Annotated in this window: 13 protein-coding genes; 8 read left to right on the top strand and 5 right to left on the bottom strand. The window is 39.3% G+C overall.

The features are described from left to right. Positions 1 to 489 precede the first annotated feature (489 nt). From ACPEH5_RS06130 to ACPEH5_RS06120, 3 genes are read left to right on the top strand one after another with little or no spacing between them, the layout of a single operon-like run. A complete protein-coding gene (locus ACPEH5_RS06130; RefSeq protein ID WP_210814536.1) occupies positions 490 to 2,163 on the top strand; it encodes a ShlB/FhaC/HecB family hemolysin secretion/activation protein in 1,674 nt (557 codons plus the stop codon). Between the two features lie 24 nt (positions 2,164 to 2,187). After that, positions 2,188 to 7,482, top strand: coding sequence for a DUF637 domain-containing protein (locus tag ACPEH5_RS06125; protein WP_281110685.1), 5,295 nt, complete (start codon positions 2,188 to 2,190; stop codon positions 7,480 to 7,482). Continuing rightward, on the top strand, positions 7,479 to 8,084 hold the full coding sequence (locus ACPEH5_RS06120; protein WP_048608298.1) for a hypothetical protein: 606 nt from the start codon (positions 7,479 to 7,481) through the stop codon (positions 8,082 to 8,084). Before ACPEH5_RS06125 ends, ACPEH5_RS06120 begins: the two co-directional genes overlap by 4 nt. Before the next feature lie 98 nt (positions 8,085 to 8,182). Here ACPEH5_RS06120 and ACPEH5_RS06115 read toward each other — a convergent pair whose 3' ends face one another. The 4 genes from ACPEH5_RS06115 to ACPEH5_RS06100 form a co-directional block, all read right to left on the bottom strand. After that, a complete protein-coding gene (locus ACPEH5_RS06115) occupies positions 8,183 to 10,189 on the bottom strand; it encodes a BCCT family transporter (RefSeq protein ID WP_042846844.1) in 2,007 nt (668 codons plus the stop codon). Between the two features lie 419 nt (positions 10,190 to 10,608). Next, positions 10,609 to 10,875, bottom strand: coding sequence for a DksA/TraR family C4-type zinc finger protein (locus ACPEH5_RS06110; protein WP_042846843.1), 267 nt, complete (start codon positions 10,873 to 10,875; stop codon positions 10,609 to 10,611). A 71-nt stretch (positions 10,876 to 10,946) separates the two neighbouring features. Then, complete coding sequence (locus ACPEH5_RS06105; protein WP_129466843.1) at positions 10,947 to 11,390, bottom strand: GNAT family N-acetyltransferase; 444 nt, start codon at positions 11,388 to 11,390, stop codon at positions 10,947 to 10,949. 216 nt (positions 11,391 to 11,606) lie between these two features. Next, positions 11,607 to 11,930 carry a hypothetical protein gene (locus ACPEH5_RS06100; protein WP_042846841.1) on the bottom strand — a complete coding sequence of 108 codons (324 nt, stop codon included), beginning with the start codon at positions 11,928 to 11,930 and terminating at the stop codon, positions 11,607 to 11,609. Between the two features lie 308 nt (positions 11,931 to 12,238). Here ACPEH5_RS06100 and ACPEH5_RS06095 point away from each other — a divergent pair, with 308 nt between their 5' ends. Continuing rightward, positions 12,239 to 12,925: a DUF421 domain-containing protein gene (locus ACPEH5_RS06095; RefSeq protein ID WP_042846840.1), complete on the top strand. Its 687-nt coding sequence runs from the start codon at positions 12,239 to 12,241 to the stop codon at positions 12,923 to 12,925. A gap of 44 nt (positions 12,926 to 12,969) precedes the next feature. On the opposite strand, the gene cptA is transcribed toward ACPEH5_RS06095, so the two are convergent. Continuing rightward, the gene (gene cptA / locus ACPEH5_RS06090; RefSeq protein WP_042846839.1) at positions 12,970 to 14,679 is read right to left on the bottom strand and encodes a phosphoethanolamine transferase CptA; all 1,710 of its coding nucleotides are present in this window, start codon (positions 14,677 to 14,679) and stop codon (positions 12,970 to 12,972) included. A 329-nt stretch (positions 14,680 to 15,008) separates the two neighbouring features. Between cptA and ACPEH5_RS06085 the strand changes: the two genes are divergently transcribed. The 4 genes from ACPEH5_RS06085 (at position 15,009) to ACPEH5_RS06070 (ending at position 19,662) form a co-directional block, all read left to right on the top strand. Beyond that, complete coding sequence (locus tag ACPEH5_RS06085; protein ID WP_042846838.1) at positions 15,009 to 16,187, top strand: ion channel; 1,179 nt, start codon at positions 15,009 to 15,011, stop codon at positions 16,185 to 16,187. A 29-nt stretch (positions 16,188 to 16,216) separates the two neighbouring features. Then, positions 16,217 to 16,849, top strand: coding sequence for a cytochrome c biogenesis heme-transporting ATPase CcmA (gene ccmA / locus ACPEH5_RS06080; RefSeq protein WP_042846837.1), 633 nt, complete (start codon positions 16,217 to 16,219; stop codon positions 16,847 to 16,849). Further along, a complete protein-coding gene (gene ccmB, locus ACPEH5_RS06075) occupies positions 16,834 to 17,499 on the top strand; it encodes a heme exporter protein CcmB (RefSeq protein ID WP_042846836.1) in 666 nt (221 codons plus the stop codon). The genes ccmA and ccmB overlap by 16 nt, the downstream gene beginning before the upstream one ends. 453 nt (positions 17,500 to 17,952) lie before the next feature. Beyond that, positions 17,953 to 19,662 (top strand): ShlB/FhaC/HecB family hemolysin secretion/activation protein, encoded by a 1,710-nt coding sequence (locus ACPEH5_RS06070; protein WP_042846835.1) that lies wholly within the window; start codon positions 17,953 to 17,955, stop codon positions 19,660 to 19,662. The last annotated feature ends 7 nt before the right edge of the window (positions 19,663 to 19,669 follow it).

The raw sequence follows: 19,669 nt of genomic DNA, 5'->3' as shown, positions 1-19,669 counted from the left end.
TAATTTGTATTCGTTATATTTTGAGCTCTAGCTGTGTTGGCTTCTTTCGGCTATTTGGGTCACATACTGATATATTCTCCCCAAACTATCCTCAATTGTCCCCTTCCTGCAATTTGAATTATTTAGATACTTAAATGATTCACTTTCCCTGTAGATTCACTGAAGTCGAACTTCACTGATACTTATTAGATAGGTAGTCAATTCCTCACTGTCATGTTCTTTTTTGCAATTGTGAAATTACCTCGATGGCTCTACTTACTAGTGCCAAACTCACCAATAAAATCAATCGATTGATTGTCAGCATATAACAATAATTTTTACCGTTAATGAAGAATTAATCGAAGCAATAAAATAAAAAAATACAAAAAAACGCATTAAAAATAAAAATATTAAATTTTATTTATGGTGGATATTTTTTATCTAAAAACAGTTAATGAGAATGAGTTACATTACTATAACTTTACTATTCATAACGAAAATTTAGATAACATGACAAATCATCAAATTATGCGGCGTTTATTATACTTATCGTTATTCATCATTTCGCCTTATGGCTACACAGAAAATCAATTGCTATCCTCTGCACAGGAAAGCATTCAATTTGAACAGAAACAACGATTGGAATCGGAGTTAACCCAACGTAGCCTATTAGAAAAACAAAGTACAATCCCTATTGAGGATGCATCGCTTCCCCCTAATAAAAATAAAATATGTTTCCCTATCAATGGGATCCAATTTGTCGGCTCAACACGCCTTAGCAGCACAATACAAACCCAATTAACCTCACCTTACTTAAAACGTTGCCTCACGCTAGGTGAAATATATAAGCTTGCCAAGCATGTGACTAATTACTATATAGAACAGGGTTTTATTACTTCTCAAGCCATCATTCCAGAGCAAGATTTATCCTCACATCAATTGCTATTACAAGTTATTGAAGGGCATATTGAAACTATTGAGATTGAAAATTCCCCTGAGCGCTTAGTTCAGCAAATATTTCCTCATCAACAAGGCAAAATATTAAATCTACGGGATATTGAACAGGGACTGGAGCAACTCAACCGATTACCATCTATCAAATACACCATCGATATTCAGCCAGGAACCCAAAATGGCTACTCTCGGATTATTATTCATCAGCAAGGGAATAAATGGCCTATCACTAGCCAACTGAGCCTCGATAACTCAGGTATGAAGGCAATGGGAAAACAGTTGATTACAGGGAGTTTAACGGTAGATTCCCCTTTAGGGTTTGGTGAACAGTGGTCAGCCTCGGCCAATACAGATCTGGATGGAAGTGCATTCCACTATAATCGTTATATCGTTGCTAATCTGAATGTTCCTTATGGCTACTGGTCTTATCGTTATCAATTTTATCGTAATAATACGTTACAGCCATTTTATACATCGGGTCAGCAATACCGTTATGAAGGAAAAAATACTAATCAACAATTTGATATAAACCGCTTAGTTTATCGCGATGGCAAACAGCGCCTAACCCTGCAAGGCAGTTTAAAACATAAAAACGCCAATACTCAGTTAGCTTCCCAAACCCTGAGTATCAGTAGCCCAACCTTAACCTCACTCTCATTTACTCCGCAGTACAGCACCATGCTCGGGCAAGGTTATTTCACGTTTAACCCTGTCGCTGAATGGGGGGTATCCGCCTTTGGTGCCTCACCTGATACTCTCGCGAAAGACTCGCCGCGCAGCCATTACCGAAAATTCACTCTAAGCAGCAGCTACCAGTATTATTTTTCCAATGGTATGACTTATTTAACCTCATTTTACGGTCAATATTCACCTGATAACTTATACGGCATTGAACGCATAAGTATTGGGGGTCAGTACTCTGTTCGTGGCTACCATGAGCAGTCTTTAAGTGGTAACCGAGGCGGGTATTGGCGCAATGAAATTCATAAAGATATCTCGACGACTAGCATTGGGCAGTTTCGTGTAATCAGCGCCTTAGATTATGGTTTTATCGCCTCAGATAAATACCACGTTGAACATAACACCTTAGCGGGGGGAGCCGTTGGCCTCTCTTTTACCGGTAATAGCCTGTTTTATTCTCAGTTTCTACTTAGTAAACCTTTGCATTATCCCTCACAACTTAAACCAGACCATTGGTCGACCTACTGGTCGGTTTCATTCTCTCTGTAGCTTTACGTTTTTAAAGGATTATTTATGCTAAATGAACAACTACCTTCACGGCCTAAGCGGTTATTAAGTTACACCATTATTTTCTTAACCGCTGTCTACCCTTTGCATCCCGCTTGGGGAGCCGCTATGACTGCGGCAGATAAAAACACCCAAGTCACTCAACAAAAGAACGTCCCGATTATTAATATTGCTACGCCGAATGGGGCGGGGGTATCGCATAATAAATTCCAACAATTTAATGTCGATAAACAAGGCGCGGTACTCAATAACGCCACCACTAATGTGAATTCCCAAATCGCAGGGCAGGTTAAAGCTAATGCGAATTTAAAGGGAAACGCCGCCAATCTGATTATCAACGAAGTCACTGGCAGTAGCCGCTCTGAATTACAAGGTAAGTTGGAAGTGGCTGGTAAAGGGGCGAATGTCGTCATTGCCAACCCGAATGGGATTACCTGTAATGGTTGTAGTTTTGTGAATACCCCTGCGATCACTTTGACCACGGGGAAACCCATTCTGGATAACAAGGGCGCATTGTCTGCGGTTGAGGTGAAAAAAGGTAGTGTGGTTATCGGGGCAAATGGCATGAATGCGCAAGCGCAAACCTATGCCGATATTATTAGCCGTGCCACAGAACTGAATGGGCAAATTAAAGCCAAAAACCTGACCTTGATGCAAGGTGCTAACCGTATTGATTTTCAAAAAGGTACCGTGACACCGATTGCCGGTGAAGGGGCAAAACCGAGTGTCTCAATCGATACTAAGGCGCTAGGGGGGATGTATGCTAACCAAGTTAAATTGGTCAGCACGGAGGCAGGGGTGGGGGTTAACCTCAGCAATGTGCAAACTAATCAAAATGACCTAACGTTAACTGTCGATGGCAAAATTACCCTTGCAGGCAATATCCAAGGTAAAAAAGACATTAATGTCAGCACCAAAAATCTGCAAATTAACACCAATGCTAAAGTGAATGCCATCAAGGACATCACATTAGCCACCAACACCCTCACCAATAATGGGAAAGTTATCGCCGGTAAGGATATACGTGTCTTTGCTGACAAAGTCAGTAATACGGGTAATAACGCACTGATTCAGGCACAAGATAATCTGTGGATGCAAAAAAATGCCAAAGGGGATTTGAGTACCCTGATTGAGAATAAGTCAGGGACAATAAAGACCAATGCGGGGGATTTGGTGGTTCGGGCCAAAAAACTGACAAATACGGCGAATGTATCTCCCATAAAAACTTCTAATATCAATGCAACAACTAACTATAGTGAAGATTTTGTCTCATCTTACTTTGGAAAAAGGCAAGGTGTTGTATCGATTATTTCACTTTATCCTCGATTAGAGAACTTCTCCTATAAAAAATGGTTCGGGAAAATTGATTTAATCAACAGTGACAGTATTAATGTTGAGCGAAAACAGTATTTGGGTCTAGGAAACATTGGGACTATAACATCAGGAAAGAATACCTATATTAACGCAAATAATTTAGTTAGTGACTTTGGAAAAATTGCTTCAAAAAACAATGTGATATTGACTGGGCAAAATGCATCAATATCCTCTTTTGATTCAGGAAAATTAGATCTTTGGTATAAATACGATACATCTAATGCAGATTTAGGAAAATTTGCAGATGAAAGTGAGGATAATGGAACTTATGATATTTTTTATGTTAGTGAGCCAGTAGATTTTAAATTAATCGATAAATTTTATTCTTGGGCGCCTGAAACTTTAAACTATAAAACGATATCAGCTGGAAATAATGTTGTCCTTGATTTTAAAAATACTATTAATCTTGAAAGTAAACTTCCTAATACTGATAAGCCCGTTGCAAAAATAGTACAAATAGGGAATCCTTCTTTTGCTATTACTGCCAAAAATATTATCTTAAATTCTAATAATATAAATATTTCCTCTAACTTACAGTCTGAAAATGATCTGTCTATTATCGCAGGTCAAAACATCAATATTCATAATGCACAGCTCGCTGCAAAACAATCACAAAGCCTAATTGCGAATAATGACCTTAATCTTAAACAAGTCAACTTAACCGCTAAAGACGGTACCTTAATTGCGAGAAATGGCAGTATTCAGTATAACTTGAATCCTATCTCTGCTTTTAAGGGGAATGTGTTATCGCCCCCGGTCCTTAACGCATCGAACTCATTAAATATACAAGCCGGTAAAAACGTTACATTTGATAATGTGCAGTTAGCCAAAACGAATAAACTCTCTATCAGTGCCAATGACAATATTATTATTCGTCGCGATGAATCCAATTTAATGAAACTCGCAGCTTCAGAGCCTGCTGCCAATATCAATGCGTTACTCACAAAAATAGGAAACTGGGCTAGTTCGGGGGAAATAAACCTCACCGCAGGTAAAAATATTGAAGCGCGTGGCATTGCCTTCAACAGTGGAAAATCACTGTCATTCAATGCAGGACAAGATATTTTATTAGGCTCAAAATCTATTAAAGATGTTGATAATATATTTAAAACCAATCGCTACCCAGAGCTGCGCTCTCAACTTATTGCGAATGGTAATATTACGTTAAATGCGGCACGTGATATTGACTTGCAATCCGCCAATCTCCAATCAAAAGATAAAATTACTGCAATTTCAGGCCGTGATATTAAATTAACGGCTACCGCTTATTCCGCCATTCCTAACCCCAACGAAGACAATCAAGATGTACGTTATGTGACCCCGACACTCTCCGGTGATAAAGGTGTCACACTGGCCTCCAATGGTGCATTGACCGCACAAGGTAGCACAATTAAATCCCTAGGTGACATCACACTCTCAAGTGGGGGAAATGTACGCTTAGAGTCTGTCAAAACGAATTATCGAAAACAATCAGGTAAACGATTTGAAGAGTTATATCGCCAGATAGGCACTGAAATTAACAGCGGTAAAACCCTGACCATTTTGTCTGAGGGGAGCATTCTTTTCCAAGCGTCTCGCCTCGTCGCCAAAGGGGCAATGGATATTGCAGCAAAAGGCGGATATCTCTATGCGCAAGCGATGGAGGAAACTAGTTACTTCGAAGAGTATAAAAAGAAATGCAATCGATGGACGCTTTGTATTACTAAAAAGGAAGTTAGAAAAACACGTAGTGATAAAACCAATAAAGTCACTGAATTTACCGCAGGCGGCGATATTAATTTGTACGCCAAAGATGATGTGACGTTAGAAGCCACTAAAATTAATGCGGGCAAGAATGCCAAAATCACCAGCCAAACAGGCAAGGTCAATTTTAAAGCTGTCAAAAATTCGCAATTTGAACAGGTAATTACAAATTCTAAAGGGTTTTATATCACTCAACGCAACAAAGGGTATACCTCAGATAAATGGGTTTTACCTGCATTGCATATTGGTGGGAAACTGACTGTTGATGCGAATAAAGGGATTACTGCGGATGTTAAAACCAAAAATAATCAAAGCTTACAAAATGCCCTGAATGCTCTAGGTCAAACAGAAGGCACCAAATGGTTAGCGGGTCTAAAAGACCGCAAGGATGTGCAATGGGGATTGGTTCAAGATGCGTATGACAGTTGGGATTATAAAAGCCAAAGCTTAAATCCAGTGGCGTCAGCGTTAATCATGATAACCGTTGCGGCGATGACGTCAGGTACGGCATCACAGTTTGCAGCTTGGGCAGCGTCTGGATCTAGCGGAACTACTGCAACAGTCATTTCCGGCGCAGCCTATTCAGGCATGACAGCACTTTCCACACAAGCCGCAGTCGCATTGGCTGAAAATCAAGGGAATCTATCCAAAACTCTGAATTCATTGGGCAAAAGCGATGTCGTCAAATCAATCATCACCCAGATGGTGATTTCAGGAGCGCTCAATGGCCTAGATATAAAAATGGGGTGGACTAAAGGTAATCCAGCAGATGCTAAATTACCGCTATTAAGCAATGGAGATTGGGGTAAAGTTGCCCAGCGTGTTGCAGCTCAATCGGTAATTAGCTCAACAGTGAATACCACAATACAAGGTGGCAGTTTTACTGATAACTTTAAGACTGCCTTACTTAGTAATATTGGAAATCAGATTAATGCTGAGGGTGCTCGACTTATTGGCGACAATGGGGAGATTCTAGGCCATACAGGAAAACTATTAAGTCACTCTGTTGTTTCGGGTGTAAGTGCTGAAATTGCTGGTGGAGATGCGAAAGGTGCAGTTGTTGGTGCACTAGCAGCAGAGTTGGCTGCAATAACATTAAACAGTAAATTGTTTGAGCCAAAATATATCAATGAGCAAGAAAGACAAATCGCATTACTACAAGATGCTATTAAGGGGAATGATGCCAAAACTCAATTCACTAAAGTATTAGGTGGATTTGCAGGGGCATTAATTACCCATAAGCCAGAAGGGGCTTTTTCTGCCGCTAATTCTGCTGAGCTGGTTTATACGTACAATTATACAGAGCATCAACTACAGCAAATAATTATAGAGAACAATCTGGATATGATGGCAGCAGCTAAAGGAGATAAAGCTGCCGCACAAAGAGTTGCTGCAAGAGAACAAGCAGCTGGAGTAGTGGGTTTAGTTGCCGTCGGCGGGGTTGTCATCATACTCGGAGGTGAAATAGTTGTTGCCGCGACTCCACAAATTGCGGAAGGGTTAAAATTAAGTTTTGCTGGATGTAAAGCTAGCGTCAGTTTCTGCGCGACTAAGCTAGGCTTGGTAGCAGCCGATATAGCAGCACCTGAAGCTGCTATATCGACAACCGCAATTGGAGGAGCGGGCTATAAAGTCGTAGTGAATTCTGAAGAGGCACTTAAATCATTAAAAAATATAATACCAACCACCTCAAAAGAGCTATTGACTTCAGGTAAGCTTAATATCTCGAAATTAACCCCCATCATAGAAAAAGAGCAGTTGCACGCCTCTGCGACTAACAAACTGATCGCAGAGATTAATAGACTCCCGTCTAAGACTCAGGCTGCAAATACAGCCACCATGATAGGTGCGTATGATCCTGTGACGGGGAAGATAGCTATTGGATATAGCGATGGTAAAATTTCAGCTGAAATGCTGAATAAGGACACTGTAATTTATGTTGAGAACCAACTCGGTGTTAAAATAGGTGAATATACAACATTTTGTAAAAATACAGTTGGCTCTTGTGCTGAGGTATCAGCCGCGGACTCGTTGATTCGCCAAGGAGTTAAGCCAGAAAATATCCGATTTACCCAAGCAGTCAGGCCAAGAGAGGTTTGGGGAAAAGATACAATTCCGCTAAAAGCAATAAAAGAAACATGTGATAATTGCTTAGTTACATGGCCAACAGGAGTAGATAAATGAGTATGTTAGATATTAATTGGAAACCTAGCTTTGGTTCGGTTTTTACTTGGTTTGCCATGGATAAAAATGGAAAAATCGCAGTCATGATTAATAATGGTTTTGGTGATTTACCTAAATCGTTACTGGCGATTAGTAATGTTACAGAACTATTGAATAATTTAAATGAATTTATGTGGGAAGAATCAGCAACTTTTGTAAACTATCCCCTTGATAAAGGTGGCTTAGCTATTTTAGATTTATATTCATCATGTCTTTATCGACATCTATCTTCGAAAAAAGAAGTTGAAGAGTGTATAGAAAGCGAGTTAATGACTTCGGGGCATTACAGTGATACTAATCTGTCAGTCAATAAAGGCTTTTTTATTTATCAAGCTATAGAAGGCAATAACCCTGGAGATGATTACCCTGTCGGCTATGATGGTGAAACTAAGATGGGAGATTATTTCCGTTATTTGATGCCGACTATTTATGCTTCAGTTGAAGACTTTCCCAAAGAGTTGCGCCATGGAATTGCGGTATCTGATACCATTGATTTCACTGTAGACCAGTTATTCGATAACGACAAAATTAGTGAATATTTTCCTCGTATGTACCATGATTAAAGTTAGGAAAGTATTATAAATAACCGCCATCTTTACGTAAAGATGGCGGTTACTGCGGTATAAACTTTAGTCTCTAATGACTAAGTTCTTTTTTAGGGCTACTTACCCAACAAGTGTAAAAAGTGAATATGTTTTTCATATTGGTCAAGAATATCGTGAATGATTTGTTCTTTAGCCCAACCCATCACATCATAATCTTGCCCACCTTCTTTTAGGTGGATTTCAGCACGGTAGTAACGTTGTTCTTCATTTTTCTCTTCATCAATTTCATCCCCCATACCTGCTAAGGCAAAAGAAGGTTGAATATAGTAACGAAGGCGAACTTCATATAAAAAGTTCATATCATTACCTAAATCCACTTCAAACCCGATCCGGTCATCTCTGTCGGTGTGGATATGGCAAACCGTCCCTTGCTTCTCGAGTTCCTCTGATACCATTTCCATTGAAGGTTTCACGGATTCCTCGATAAAACGCTTAACATGTGAACGCTTAGGGAAATAAACGATATTACGTAAGCGACGCTGCCATGGTATAGGATTACGGCTTGCTGTAGGAGCGATCGTTGCGAGCTGTTGGCTATCGCGTTTGTAGGCATCGACACGCAATGCTTTAAACAAACCATAAATAGAGACTAACAAGACCATAGCAAATGGTAATGCACTCGCAATCGTCAGCGTTTGCAAGGCTTGTAAACCACCAGCGAGTAGCATAGTGATAGCAACAATACCCATCAGGGCTGCCCAGAAGATACGCTGCCAAATAGGGGTATTTGAATCACCACCTGAGGCAAGGGTATCAACAACCATTGCACCTGAGTCCGCCGAAGTCACAAAGAACACAATGACCATCAGCATGGCGCAAAATGACAATACAGTAGAAAAAGGAAAGTAAGTTAAAAATTCAAATAAGGCGAGAGAAACATCAGATTGTACGGTTTCCGCTAACTTAGTAGCTCCCTGATTTTTAATTAAATCAATCGCAGTATTACCAAAGAACGTCATCCACATTAAAGTGAAACCGGCAGGAACAAACAGAACTCCAGTAACAAATTCACGGATAGTACGCCCACGAGAAATACGAGCGATAAACATCCCTACAAATGGAGACCATGATAACCACCAACCCCAATACAAGAGAGTCCATCCCCCTAACCAACTACTTGATTTGGGTTCATAAGCGTAAAGATTAAAGGTTTTAGTGACGATCTCTGATAGGTAGCCACCTGTGTTCTCAACAAACGATTTCAACAGTAATACTGTTGGCCCTAAAATAAGAACAAGGAGCAACAATAGGAAGGCTAAACCAAGGTTGAGTTCAGATAAAATACGGATACCTTTATCTAACCCTGAGACCACCGAGATAGTCGCTAAGCCTGTAAAAGCAATAATTAACCCAACTTGCACCATTTCATTAACGGGCAGACCAAATAAGTGGTTCATCCCCGCATTGACTTGTAAAACACCAAAACCGAGCGATGTGGCGACACCAAATACGGTACCGACAACCGCAAAAACATCGACAGCGTGACCAATTGGGCCATAAATACGCTCGCCAATAATAGGATAAAGAGCGGAGCGTAAAGTAAGAGGAAGCCCATGGCGATAGCTAAAAAAGGCTAAAATTAATGCAACTATGGCGTAAATCGCCCAAGCGTGTAACCCCCAATGGAAAAAGGTTAATCGCATGGCATCTTTAGCGGCTTCAACGGTTTGGGGATCACCAATAGGTGGGTTCAGATAATGCATTACTGGTTCAGCAACACCAAAGAACATCAAACCAATACCCATACCAGCGGAAAATAGCATGGCAAACCATGAAACATAGCTAAAATTTGGCTGTGCGTGATCCGGTCCTAATTTTATTTGCCCATAACGAGAGAGTCCCAGATAAGTCACACTCAATAGAACAATCGCAACAGCAAGGATATAGAACCAGCTGGCGTTATTAAATAAATTTTGTTGAAGATGACTTAGATGAGATTCTGCAACTTGGGGCATTAAGGCAGCAAAGCCAACAATGACCAAAATAACAATTGCGGAGCTATAAAATACTGGGGGACTAATTTTGGAGCGAACTTTTTTAGAATCATCATTTATTTGACTCATAACAACCTTCTTTTGTTTTATTTTATTTTTGGCATACCAATAGAGACAAAGTATGCAACCTGCTGTCCTTCTTAATGAAACAATGGATAATTGTGAAAGGTTTCCTAAGGAAACAAAGTAGAAAGAACAATAAATACATCGTGTTAATAGCAGTAAAAACGGCTAAAAGTAGTGATTAATTTTGAGCCTTGAACCCTCTTTAGTGTAAAAAATCAGGCGGACATACTGCCACGATATGGATAAATGATCAACAACAGCGGGAAATAAAATAAGGATGTAATAAAAATATCATGTTAATTATCATATTATTAATAAGTTATAATGTAATATTTACATTCTTTATGGAGAAGTTAATCGAAATAGATAAAACAAGCGGTTTTTTACGTAAAAACGATAAGTTAGCAGTGAGATTAACAGAATTATCGTAGCTGGCTGTCTTTACTTCCACGGCGGTTATAGCCGCTATACGCAGCGTTTTTTTTATCCAATTCATTTTGGCAGCTGATACACAACCTGACCCCTGGTAAGGCTAAACGACGGGCTTCAGGAATGGTTTCGCCGCACTCTTCACAAATCTCAGCACTTTCACCTGAATGTAACTGGCTACGAGCTTTGGTGATTGCGTCATCTAATGTTGCATCAATTTGTTCTTGAACGGCATTTTCATTTGCCCAGCCATTCGCCATAAGAAACCTCTATTTGTTTAATTATTGACCTAATATTAATATAGAGGCGAGAAAATTAAATTCAAGGTCAATTATTGTTCTAAAGAGCGAGTCATATAGATGTGGTCCATTCCGTCTTCATCGTACATTTCCCCCTCTGTTTGGTACTTTAAAGAGTGATAAAACTCGATGGCAGTATGTTGTGCAGAAAGGCCTATTTTTTTGAAATGATGTTGTTGTGCGTAATGCTCAACAAATTTCATGAGTTCGCGGCCTAGCCCTTTTCCTCTATGCTGTTTTTGTACCGCAACACGGCCCACTTTGACTAACCCGGTCTCTTCAAACAGAATGCAACGTAACACTGCTGCTGGGTGTTGATTAAGGTACAAAACGACATGCAAGGCAGTATCATCATATTCATCAACATCGATGTCAGCAGGGAAGCCTTGTTCGTGGGTAAAGACTTGTTGGCGTAGGTCAAATGCATCTTCCACGAGTTTGGGGCTTGCATGTCCAAGGCTATATTTAATTTGCATGAAAAATCCTGATATCGACGTTATAAAAGAAACCCCACTATATAACGAGATAACCATTAAGTAAGGAAGGTTTTAGTACTTTTATTGTTACGAAAAATAAAAAATGGGAAATGCAGGCATTTAAGCCTGCATTTAAGGTTGCAGATAAGGTGAGAGTATAGGCGTTTGACTTATTGATTAATCAAAGCTTATTCCTGTTTTTAGCGTTACTAAAACTTATTTCTCATCTGTTTTAGCATCGTTTTCGGCTTTGAGTGACTCCGTTTTCTCTTTCACATCGGTGGCCATTTCATCCGCTTTATTGATAGCATCTGTTTTGACTTCTTGGCCAAACTCAGCCGTGTTTTGCTTTAATTCCTCGGTCTTATTTTTTACATCTTCAGAGAGTTCATTTGCTTTTTGCTGACCATCTTCTTTTAGCTGTTGTGCTTTTTCTTCAGCTTGCTTAACCGTATCATTCCCTTTGGATGCGTCATCACAGCCTGCTATGGCCGTCATAATGCCAGCAAAAAATAGTGAGGCGATAACTTTCGTATTCATAAACATATCCTTAGTATTAAAGGGGTGATTGAAATCATGCAAATGCATTAATCATAATGCTCATATTTAAATATAGTTGAAAGTAAAATTGTTATAAAACAAATTAATGATTTTTTGAAAGGTTAATATAAATTAGGGTAGATAAAGAGACTTGATGGCCGACTTGGTTGAAAGGCAAATAAAATATTTTAATGGTTAAGTCGGTCATGTAGACATATAAGTAAGCAAACCAGCTAAAATGATGAATAGCTGTCGGTTTACAAACGATAAAAATATATTTTTAATTGAGATAATAGAGGGATAGCAATATGACGTACTATTATTCGTTTATCATTTTGAAGTTTATTATTGGTTTCGCTATTGTTATCACACATATGAATTTATCAGGAAAGACTCAGCTTTCCCAGATGACACCAATTGATTTTATTGGCAATTTTGTGCTTGGGGGAATAATTGGTGGGGTCATTTACAGTGATACTATCCCTCTTTATCAGTATATTACTATTTTAATAATTGGTGTTTTATTTATTAGCTCTTTGAATTTTCTAACAAAAAAGTTTAATTTTTTTCGTAATGTTGCAATTGGTAATCCCATACCAATCATCAAAAAAGGGCAGTTCATTATGGAAAATATCTTAAAAAAAGGAAATAAAATCGACATTATTAATATTTCTTCACGGATACACGCCCAAGGTATTCACTCATTTCAAGAAATTTATTATGCACAAATAGAGCCTGATGGGCAGCTAACGGTTATTTGTGATGAAAAAAATATGCCTTCGGTGATCTTGATGAAAGATGGCATCGTTAGAAATAGCGAGTTAGATTCTATTGAAAGGGATGAAGAATGGCTAATGCAGCAAATTGAATTACAAGGAATTGCTTCTGTCGATGATATTTTCTTAGCTGAATTTTGGCGCGGAGAAGTTAGTTTTATTTTACGAGATGGTAAGATAAACCGTAAAAATAGCCATGAATTAAAAATTATTGCATAAAGCAAGTAAGTAGATGAAGCAAACCTCATCTACTTACCCTCATATTATTTCTTCAAATCATCATAAAGCATCAGTGATGATTTATTTTCAGGGTCGCCTATATAACGGGGTTGCGGTTTAAACTCATTGTTAAATAAGCTTTTTTGAGATTCAAACCCAGTATAATTTAACCCAGCTAAGTCAGACCATGCATAGATAAAATCCATAGTACTAAATGGGCGAGTTGTTTTATCATTTAAATCAAATTGATGGGTATTCAACCACTCAGGGGACTGCCAAACAAGGAAAGGAACATTGTAAATGACTTTACTTGGTTTGCCTTCACTACGCCCTAGCATTTTGTGTGGCGGTGTATCGTAGACATCTTCACCGTGGTCGGAGAAAAAGACTAAAAAGCCATTTTCTTTTGAAGAATCAAAGTCTTTAATTAATGTTGAAACAACATAATCATTATAATGTTGTGCATTATCATAAGCGTTATAATCGTTTACTTCATCTTCATTAAGGTTTTTGGGGACAACATCGTCTTTCCCTTTAAATATGGCTTTTTCTTCCGGATAGCGGAATTCATAGCGCATATGCGTCCCTAATAGGTGTACAACAATGAATTTTTTCTCAGCAGGGTCAGCGAGCGCTTCTTTAAACGGAGCAAAGACCACGTCATCGTATATACGCGAGCTTTGTGCCATATCATTATTGAGGTAATACTGTTTATCCGTTTGGCGAGAGAACGCTGTAAGTAACGTATTACGCTCGGTCATCGTTTGCTGATTGGTGATCCAGAACGTTTTAAAACCTGCTTGTTTCATCATGTTCATGATGGAAGGGCGGGAATTAAATAGCTCCGGTTCTGTTTGAGTTGCAAAGGTGAGAATTTGTTGTAATGCTTCAATGGTGTAAGGACGCGATGTCACGACATCATTAAATACTGACAAATTTGTTGGGTAATCCCTAGCGAGCTCATCTAATTCAGGCGTTGTTGGGCGTGTGTAGCCGTATAAACTCATTCTATCACGGCTGGTGGATTCACCGATAACCAACACAAATGTCCGAGGAGTGTTACCATTCGCATCGACGAAGTTTTCTAATGGTGGGATCTTGCTATTATCGCGAATGAGCTCTTCCATATTCGCAAGTTGGTTCTTATATAATAAGTAACCACTCACAAACTGCCATGGAGCTGCGTATGCCAGTTTACTATTCACATAAGAGGCGACATTGGCTATTGGGCGGTCTTGCTTAATTCCTTTATTATAATAAGGGATACCAAACAGAATAATTAAAATCAGTAATGAGATACCGATTCGCCCTGATTTTGGAAGTGTAACTGGTTTTAGGCGTGTCCAAAGAAAAATAGCAACGACAGTATAAGCCAGTATTACACCAACCACTTTGAAACTAAAATATTGTTTAAGAAACTCCCCAGCTTCATTGGTGTTGGTTTCAAACATCACAAACATAACACTTTGTGATATTTGGTGCCCATAAACAACAAAATAGGCGAGAGCAACCACAGAAGATAGCCACAGGACGATACCTATCAGCCCTGCAACCAGCTTAATTTTTTTTGGAAAAAGTAAGGCGGGGATTAGCCAAAGGGAGCTGTAAAGTAATGAGTCCCTTAAGCCGATAGAGTTGCTTTGCCCAGTAACAAGCACATATAGCTGTAATAATGACGAAAAATACCAAAAGTAGATTAATAACCAGAACAAAGAGATCCAGCTAAACCTTGCAGAGCGTGTAGTGTTAACCATAGTTTTGTAAACTCTTGTTTTCTATTATCGTTAAGTCACATTGAAAAATAATTGGGAAATCGGTGTTTAGATAAAAAGGTGTAAATTAAGTTCAAAAATATGTTATCTATCAATAAGGATTTCTTAATTTTTCTTTGTTTTTTTCATGTTAGCAAATAGCCAAATAAGGTGACATTCAATTATAGACGATGTTTTATAGGTTATTATAGAAATACTATGATGACGGATAATTATGTGTTATCGCATTTAGCGAATTGATATTATCCTTTGATATATTTATGGTATATCAAAAATTTGCAAATTTTATCAATAAAGGGTGAGAGCAACTCATGTTAGACAACTCATTTGTGGCTTTTCTGAAATCATCCTTATCAATCAGGGTATTACTTTCTTTACTGATTATTATTGATGGTGCAATGATTTTAAAACCTGTTTTAAGCGCTTATACAGACTACATTGATTGGCGTGAATCAGGGCTAACACAGTGGTTAAAATCATTAGGCTTTATGAAATTACTGGATATCCCGCGTTTCCTATTGGGGATTTCATTGATTTTCCTTTCGTTATTTATGGTCAATGGTGCGCGGATCGCCTGGGTGTTTTCGTTGTTTTTACTCGGGATCATTTCATTTGTTGATCTAAAATTAGTGCAAGAAAATATTCACCAAGGCTATTTCTCCCTCGCTTTGTTAGTGGCACTTTGCGTATTTTGGAAGCTATATCATCACCATAGCTTAACCAGTGCAGGGTTCGTGGCCATTACCTGTATTATTGCATTATTGCTCTATTCAATTTTTGGTACTTTGTATATTGGTGATGAATTTTTACCTGTCGTTAAAGATGGCACGACCGCTTTTTATTTTGCTTTGGTTTGTATGACAACAGTCGGTTTCGGCGACATTGTCCCAGTCACCGTGGATGCACGGATATTTACAGTGACAGTCATTCTTTTAGGGATCACGATTTTTACCACTTCAGTGGTTTATATCGTTGGGGTATTAGCGAAAGGCACAAAAGAAATTGTGCGTAAGAGGTTTTCTTATATGAAAAATCATTATGTGGTGATTGGCAGTACCCCAATGGCTGTGAATGTTTATCAAAGCCTGAAAAAACGTGAATTACCTGTTGCAGTTATTTGCCAAGAAAACCATCGAAGTCACTATCCAGAAAAAGATAACATTGTAACTGGGGACCCAACGAGTAGTGAATTACTCGCTGCAGCCAATGTAAAGCATGCTAAGTGTGTGCTGATTATGACAGACAGTGATTCACTCAGTACATTTGCTTTATTGGGCGTGAAAGAGTTAGCAGGGAGTGATAACCCAGTTAAAACTGTGGTTTTGATCAACCAAGAAAACAATATGGATAAAGTTCGTTTATTGAAGCCGGATATGCTGTTTTCATTATCGACTCTAGGCTCTGAAGTTTTGATGCAAGTGCTTTGCGGTGACGCAATATCCAATGACTCGATTAGTGATATGCTGTTGAATAAAGTTGCAAAAAGCTAACCTCTAAATCAAAACAGGAATTCTGCTTCATGCTAAGTGCTCAACAGGTGAGTTGCCATCGGCAAAATAGAGTGTTATTTCACCAGCTAGATTTTACGGTGCAGCCCAGTGAAATTTTACAGGTCGAAGGGCCAAATGGGGCGGGGAAAACCACCCTTTTACGCATGGTGGCTGGACTATTAAAACCTGATGAGGGGGCTATTTGTTGGAATAATCAGCCGATTGATAAACTTAAAGAGGAGTTTACCCGTCACCTACTTTATTTAGGGCATAAACCGGCAGTTAAATCCTTATTGACCCCTTACGAAAACCTAAAGTTTTATCATCAAATGCATCATAAAGGGGATGCTGGAGAGCAGATTTGGTCTGCTTTAGAGGAAGTTTCTTTAATTGGTTATGAAGATATCCCTGTTAGCCAACTGTCAGCAGGGCAACAGCGCCGAGTGAACTTAGCTAGGTTATGGCTAAGTGATGCACCATTATGGGTATTAGATGAGCCGTTTACTGCGATTGATGTAGCTGGTGTGGAACGCTTAACAGAGCGTTTTCATCAACATGCAAAACAGGGGGGCATCATTTTATTTACCTCTCATCAAGCCATGTCGGGGCAATTTGGGTCACTAAAACTGACTGGTGGGGTTGAATCATGTTTTGGTTATTAATTAATAGAGAACTCAAAATTGCATTTCGTGGTTTTTCTGAACTGATGAACCCGTTGTGGTTTTTCTTAATTGTTATCACATTATTTCCGCTAAGTATCGGGCCTGAGCCCCAGTTATTAGCGCGTATCTCCGTAGGGGTGTTTTGGGTGGCTGCAATTTTATCGTCACTCTTATCATTAGAACGCTTATTCAAAGACGACTATCTTGATGGTTCCCTTGAACAGTTGTTACTCGCACCACACCCCTTATTTATTAGCGTATTCGCTAAAGTTATCGCCCATTGGTTAGTGACTGGTCTGCCGTTGATCCTGTTATCTCCCATTGCCGCATTAATGCTGTCTTTCAGTGCTGATACACTTTTAGTGCTTGTGGGGACGTTACTATTAGGGACACCAGTGCTGAGTTTTATTGGGGCGATTGGGGCCGCATTAACGGTTTCATTGAAGAAGGGCGGTGTTTTAGTGAGCCTGCTAGTTCTTCCTTTATATATCCCAGTACTTATTTATGCGACAGGGACGATGGAAGCCCATAGTTTTAAAATGCCATTAGATGGCTATTTTGCTATTTTAGCGGCTTTATTCGCTGCGAGTATCACTTTTTCCCCTTTAGCGATTGCTGCGGCATTAAAAATCAATATCAGTAATAGCTAACTGGTTTATCTCATCTATATTCATCAAAAAGCCCTCTGAAACCTTCGTCTTTTTAGTTCGAGGGGAGAAAAGAGGGTTTTAAAAACTCGAATAAGTTTTTTCCTCCTTCCTGATAAAAAAGTGTAACAAACTATTTTAAATGTAATTAATTAGATTCTCTTTACCCTCTAATTGAGTGTACCTTGCAACTATTTGATTCTAATTTACTTAAATTTTCATTCTAAGTGCATTTACTTGGGGTTAACTAAGCCGAAAATTTATATTGAGTACAACTATCATGGATATTGTATTTGCTATCCATTTGATAAATTTATCTTTGTAAGAAAATTCTGTATTTACATTTTAATTAAATAATTAACATTAAATAATAAACATTAGGATTGTCATTTAAACAAAAAAATGTAAAGTTACGTATATTGACTTAACTTAAATGTAAATAATTAAAAAAAGCTAATGATTAATGTACGTACCTTACTACTCGGAACTCTTTTTTCTACCTTTTGTTTTCCTGTTTTAGCAAAAGAACAGTTATTGAAGCCGGATAACACCGATAACTTATTCAATCGCCAAACGCATCAACAACAAACTTTACAACAACAGTTTGATGCGAAATCCCCTGATGTAAATTTATCCGCGGCTATAGCAAAAACACGGTTAAAATTTCCGCAAGAGAATCCCTGTTTCTTAATTGAACGAGTTGCTGTCAGTGGGCAAGAGGCATTTCCCCATTGGGTGCCTATTGAAAGGCTAGCGAATCAGGCAGTGGGTCACTGTATTGGTATTGATGGCATTAATTTATTAGTGACAGATGTCCAAAATAGATTAATTAGCCATGGCTGGATCACCAGTCGCGTATTGGTTCCCGAACAAGATTTATCGACTGGCGTTCTCCAGTTGGTTGTGATGCCCGGAAAAGTGCAAAAAGTCATATTTACGGATGACTCATCACAATACAGTACGCTGTATACCGCGATGCCAGCGCATTCAGGTAATTTATTAGATTTGCGTGATATCGAGCAAGGTTTAGAAAATCTACAACGTTTACCTACTGTGCAAGCCTCAATGGAAATGGTGCCGGGGGATGGCCCGGGGGAAACCCAAATCGTAATTAATCGGCAGCAGTCACGCTATTGGCATGCAGGTGCGTGGGTGGACAATACAGGCTCAAAAAGTACCGGTAAAAACCAAGCAGGGGTGATGTTGGCACTGGATAACCCGACTTCGCTTAGTGACCTTTTCTACATTACGGCAACGCGGGATTTAAGTTTTTCCAGCGATAAAGATACTGCCAACTACAGCGCTCATTATTCGGTACCCTTTGGGTATTGGCAATTTGCCACTACCGCAAGTGATTATGAATACACCCAAACCATCGCTGGTGCAAACAGTGATATTGAATATCGCGGTAAAAGCAAAAGCCTGAACCTGCAACTGAGTAATGTGCTGTACCGTGATGCGACGGCTAAAACGACCGCCACCTATGATGTGAATTTGCGTGAAACCCGTAACTTTGTACAAAACACCGAAATTGAAAACCAAAAGCGCCGCACTACCGCATGGAAATTGGGCTTAAATCACCGCCAATATGTGGGGCAATCAACTATTAATTTAGGGGCGAGTTATCAACACGGTACGCGTTGGTTTGGTGCGATGCCTGCTTTTGAAGAGTTTCGCAGTAAAGACTCCCAAGATTATGCGACGGCACTGGCCATTATTATGCAGTTTTCAGCCTCAGCGAGCGTGCCTTTCAGCGTAGCTGACCAAACCTTGCGTTTTGATACGCAATATTTACGCCAACGGAGTGACCGGCCGCTGACCCCCCAAGACCAGTTCAGTATTGGTAACCGTTGGACAGTCCGTGGGTTTGATGGCGAACGTACTCTCAGTGCGGATGAAGGCTGGACGCTACGTAACACATTATCATGGGCATTACCTGTCCCCGCTCAAGAGCTATATGTGGGCGTCGATTATGGCAAAATTAGCGGGCGTGGAACTGACATTAATTTAGGTACACACCTTGCAGGCGGCGCGATTGGCCTACGTGGTGCAATCAACCCTGCCAACTTAAGCTATGACCTTTCAATTGGCACCCCATTCTCTAAACCCGATGGTTTTAAAACAGACCCTGCTACATTTGCGTTTTCGGTTAACTGGAATTATTAAGGACTCT

Origin of the sequence: Providencia sp. NPDC089933, assembly GCF_049545585.1 — a bacterium.
Taxonomy (GTDB): domain Bacteria; phylum Pseudomonadota; class Gammaproteobacteria; order Enterobacterales; family Enterobacteriaceae; genus Providencia; species Providencia huashanensis.
This window is presented reverse-complemented; position numbering and strand designations above follow the sequence as displayed.

Coding starts and splice junctions, on each gene's coding strand:
- ACPEH5_RS06120 (WP_048608298.1), top strand. CDS start 7,479: ATGAGTATGTTAGATATTAATTGGAAACCTAGCTTTGGTTCGGTTTTT.
- ccmB (WP_042846836.1), top strand. CDS start 16,834: ATGTTTTGGTTATTAATTAATAGAGAACTCAAAATTGCATTTCGTGGT.
- ACPEH5_RS06125 (WP_281110685.1), top strand. CDS start 2,188: ATGCTAAATGAACAACTACCTTCACGGCCTAAGCGGTTATTAAGTTAC.
- ACPEH5_RS06070 (WP_042846835.1), top strand. CDS start 17,953: ATGATTAATGTACGTACCTTACTACTCGGAACTCTTTTTTCTACCTTT.
- ACPEH5_RS06115 (WP_042846844.1), bottom strand. CDS start 10,189: ATGAGTCAAATAAATGATGATTCTAAAAAAGTTCGCTCCAAAATTAGT.
- ACPEH5_RS06130 (WP_210814536.1), top strand. CDS start 490: ATGACAAATCATCAAATTATGCGGCGTTTATTATACTTATCGTTATTC.
- ACPEH5_RS06110 (WP_042846843.1), bottom strand. CDS start 10,875: ATGGCGAATGGCTGGGCAAATGAAAATGCCGTTCAAGAACAAATTGAT.
- ACPEH5_RS06095 (WP_042846840.1), top strand. CDS start 12,239: ATGACGTACTATTATTCGTTTATCATTTTGAAGTTTATTATTGGTTTC.
- ccmA (WP_042846837.1), top strand. CDS start 16,217: ATGCTAAGTGCTCAACAGGTGAGTTGCCATCGGCAAAATAGAGTGTTA.
- ACPEH5_RS06105 (WP_129466843.1), bottom strand. CDS start 11,390: ATGCAAATTAAATATAGCCTTGGACATGCAAGCCCCAAACTCGTGGAA.
- ACPEH5_RS06100 (WP_042846841.1), bottom strand. CDS start 11,930: ATGAATACGAAAGTTATCGCCTCACTATTTTTTGCTGGCATTATGACG.
- ACPEH5_RS06085 (WP_042846838.1), top strand. CDS start 15,009: ATGTTAGACAACTCATTTGTGGCTTTTCTGAAATCATCCTTATCAATC.
- cptA (WP_042846839.1), bottom strand. CDS start 14,679: ATGGTTAACACTACACGCTCTGCAAGGTTTAGCTGGATCTCTTTGTTC.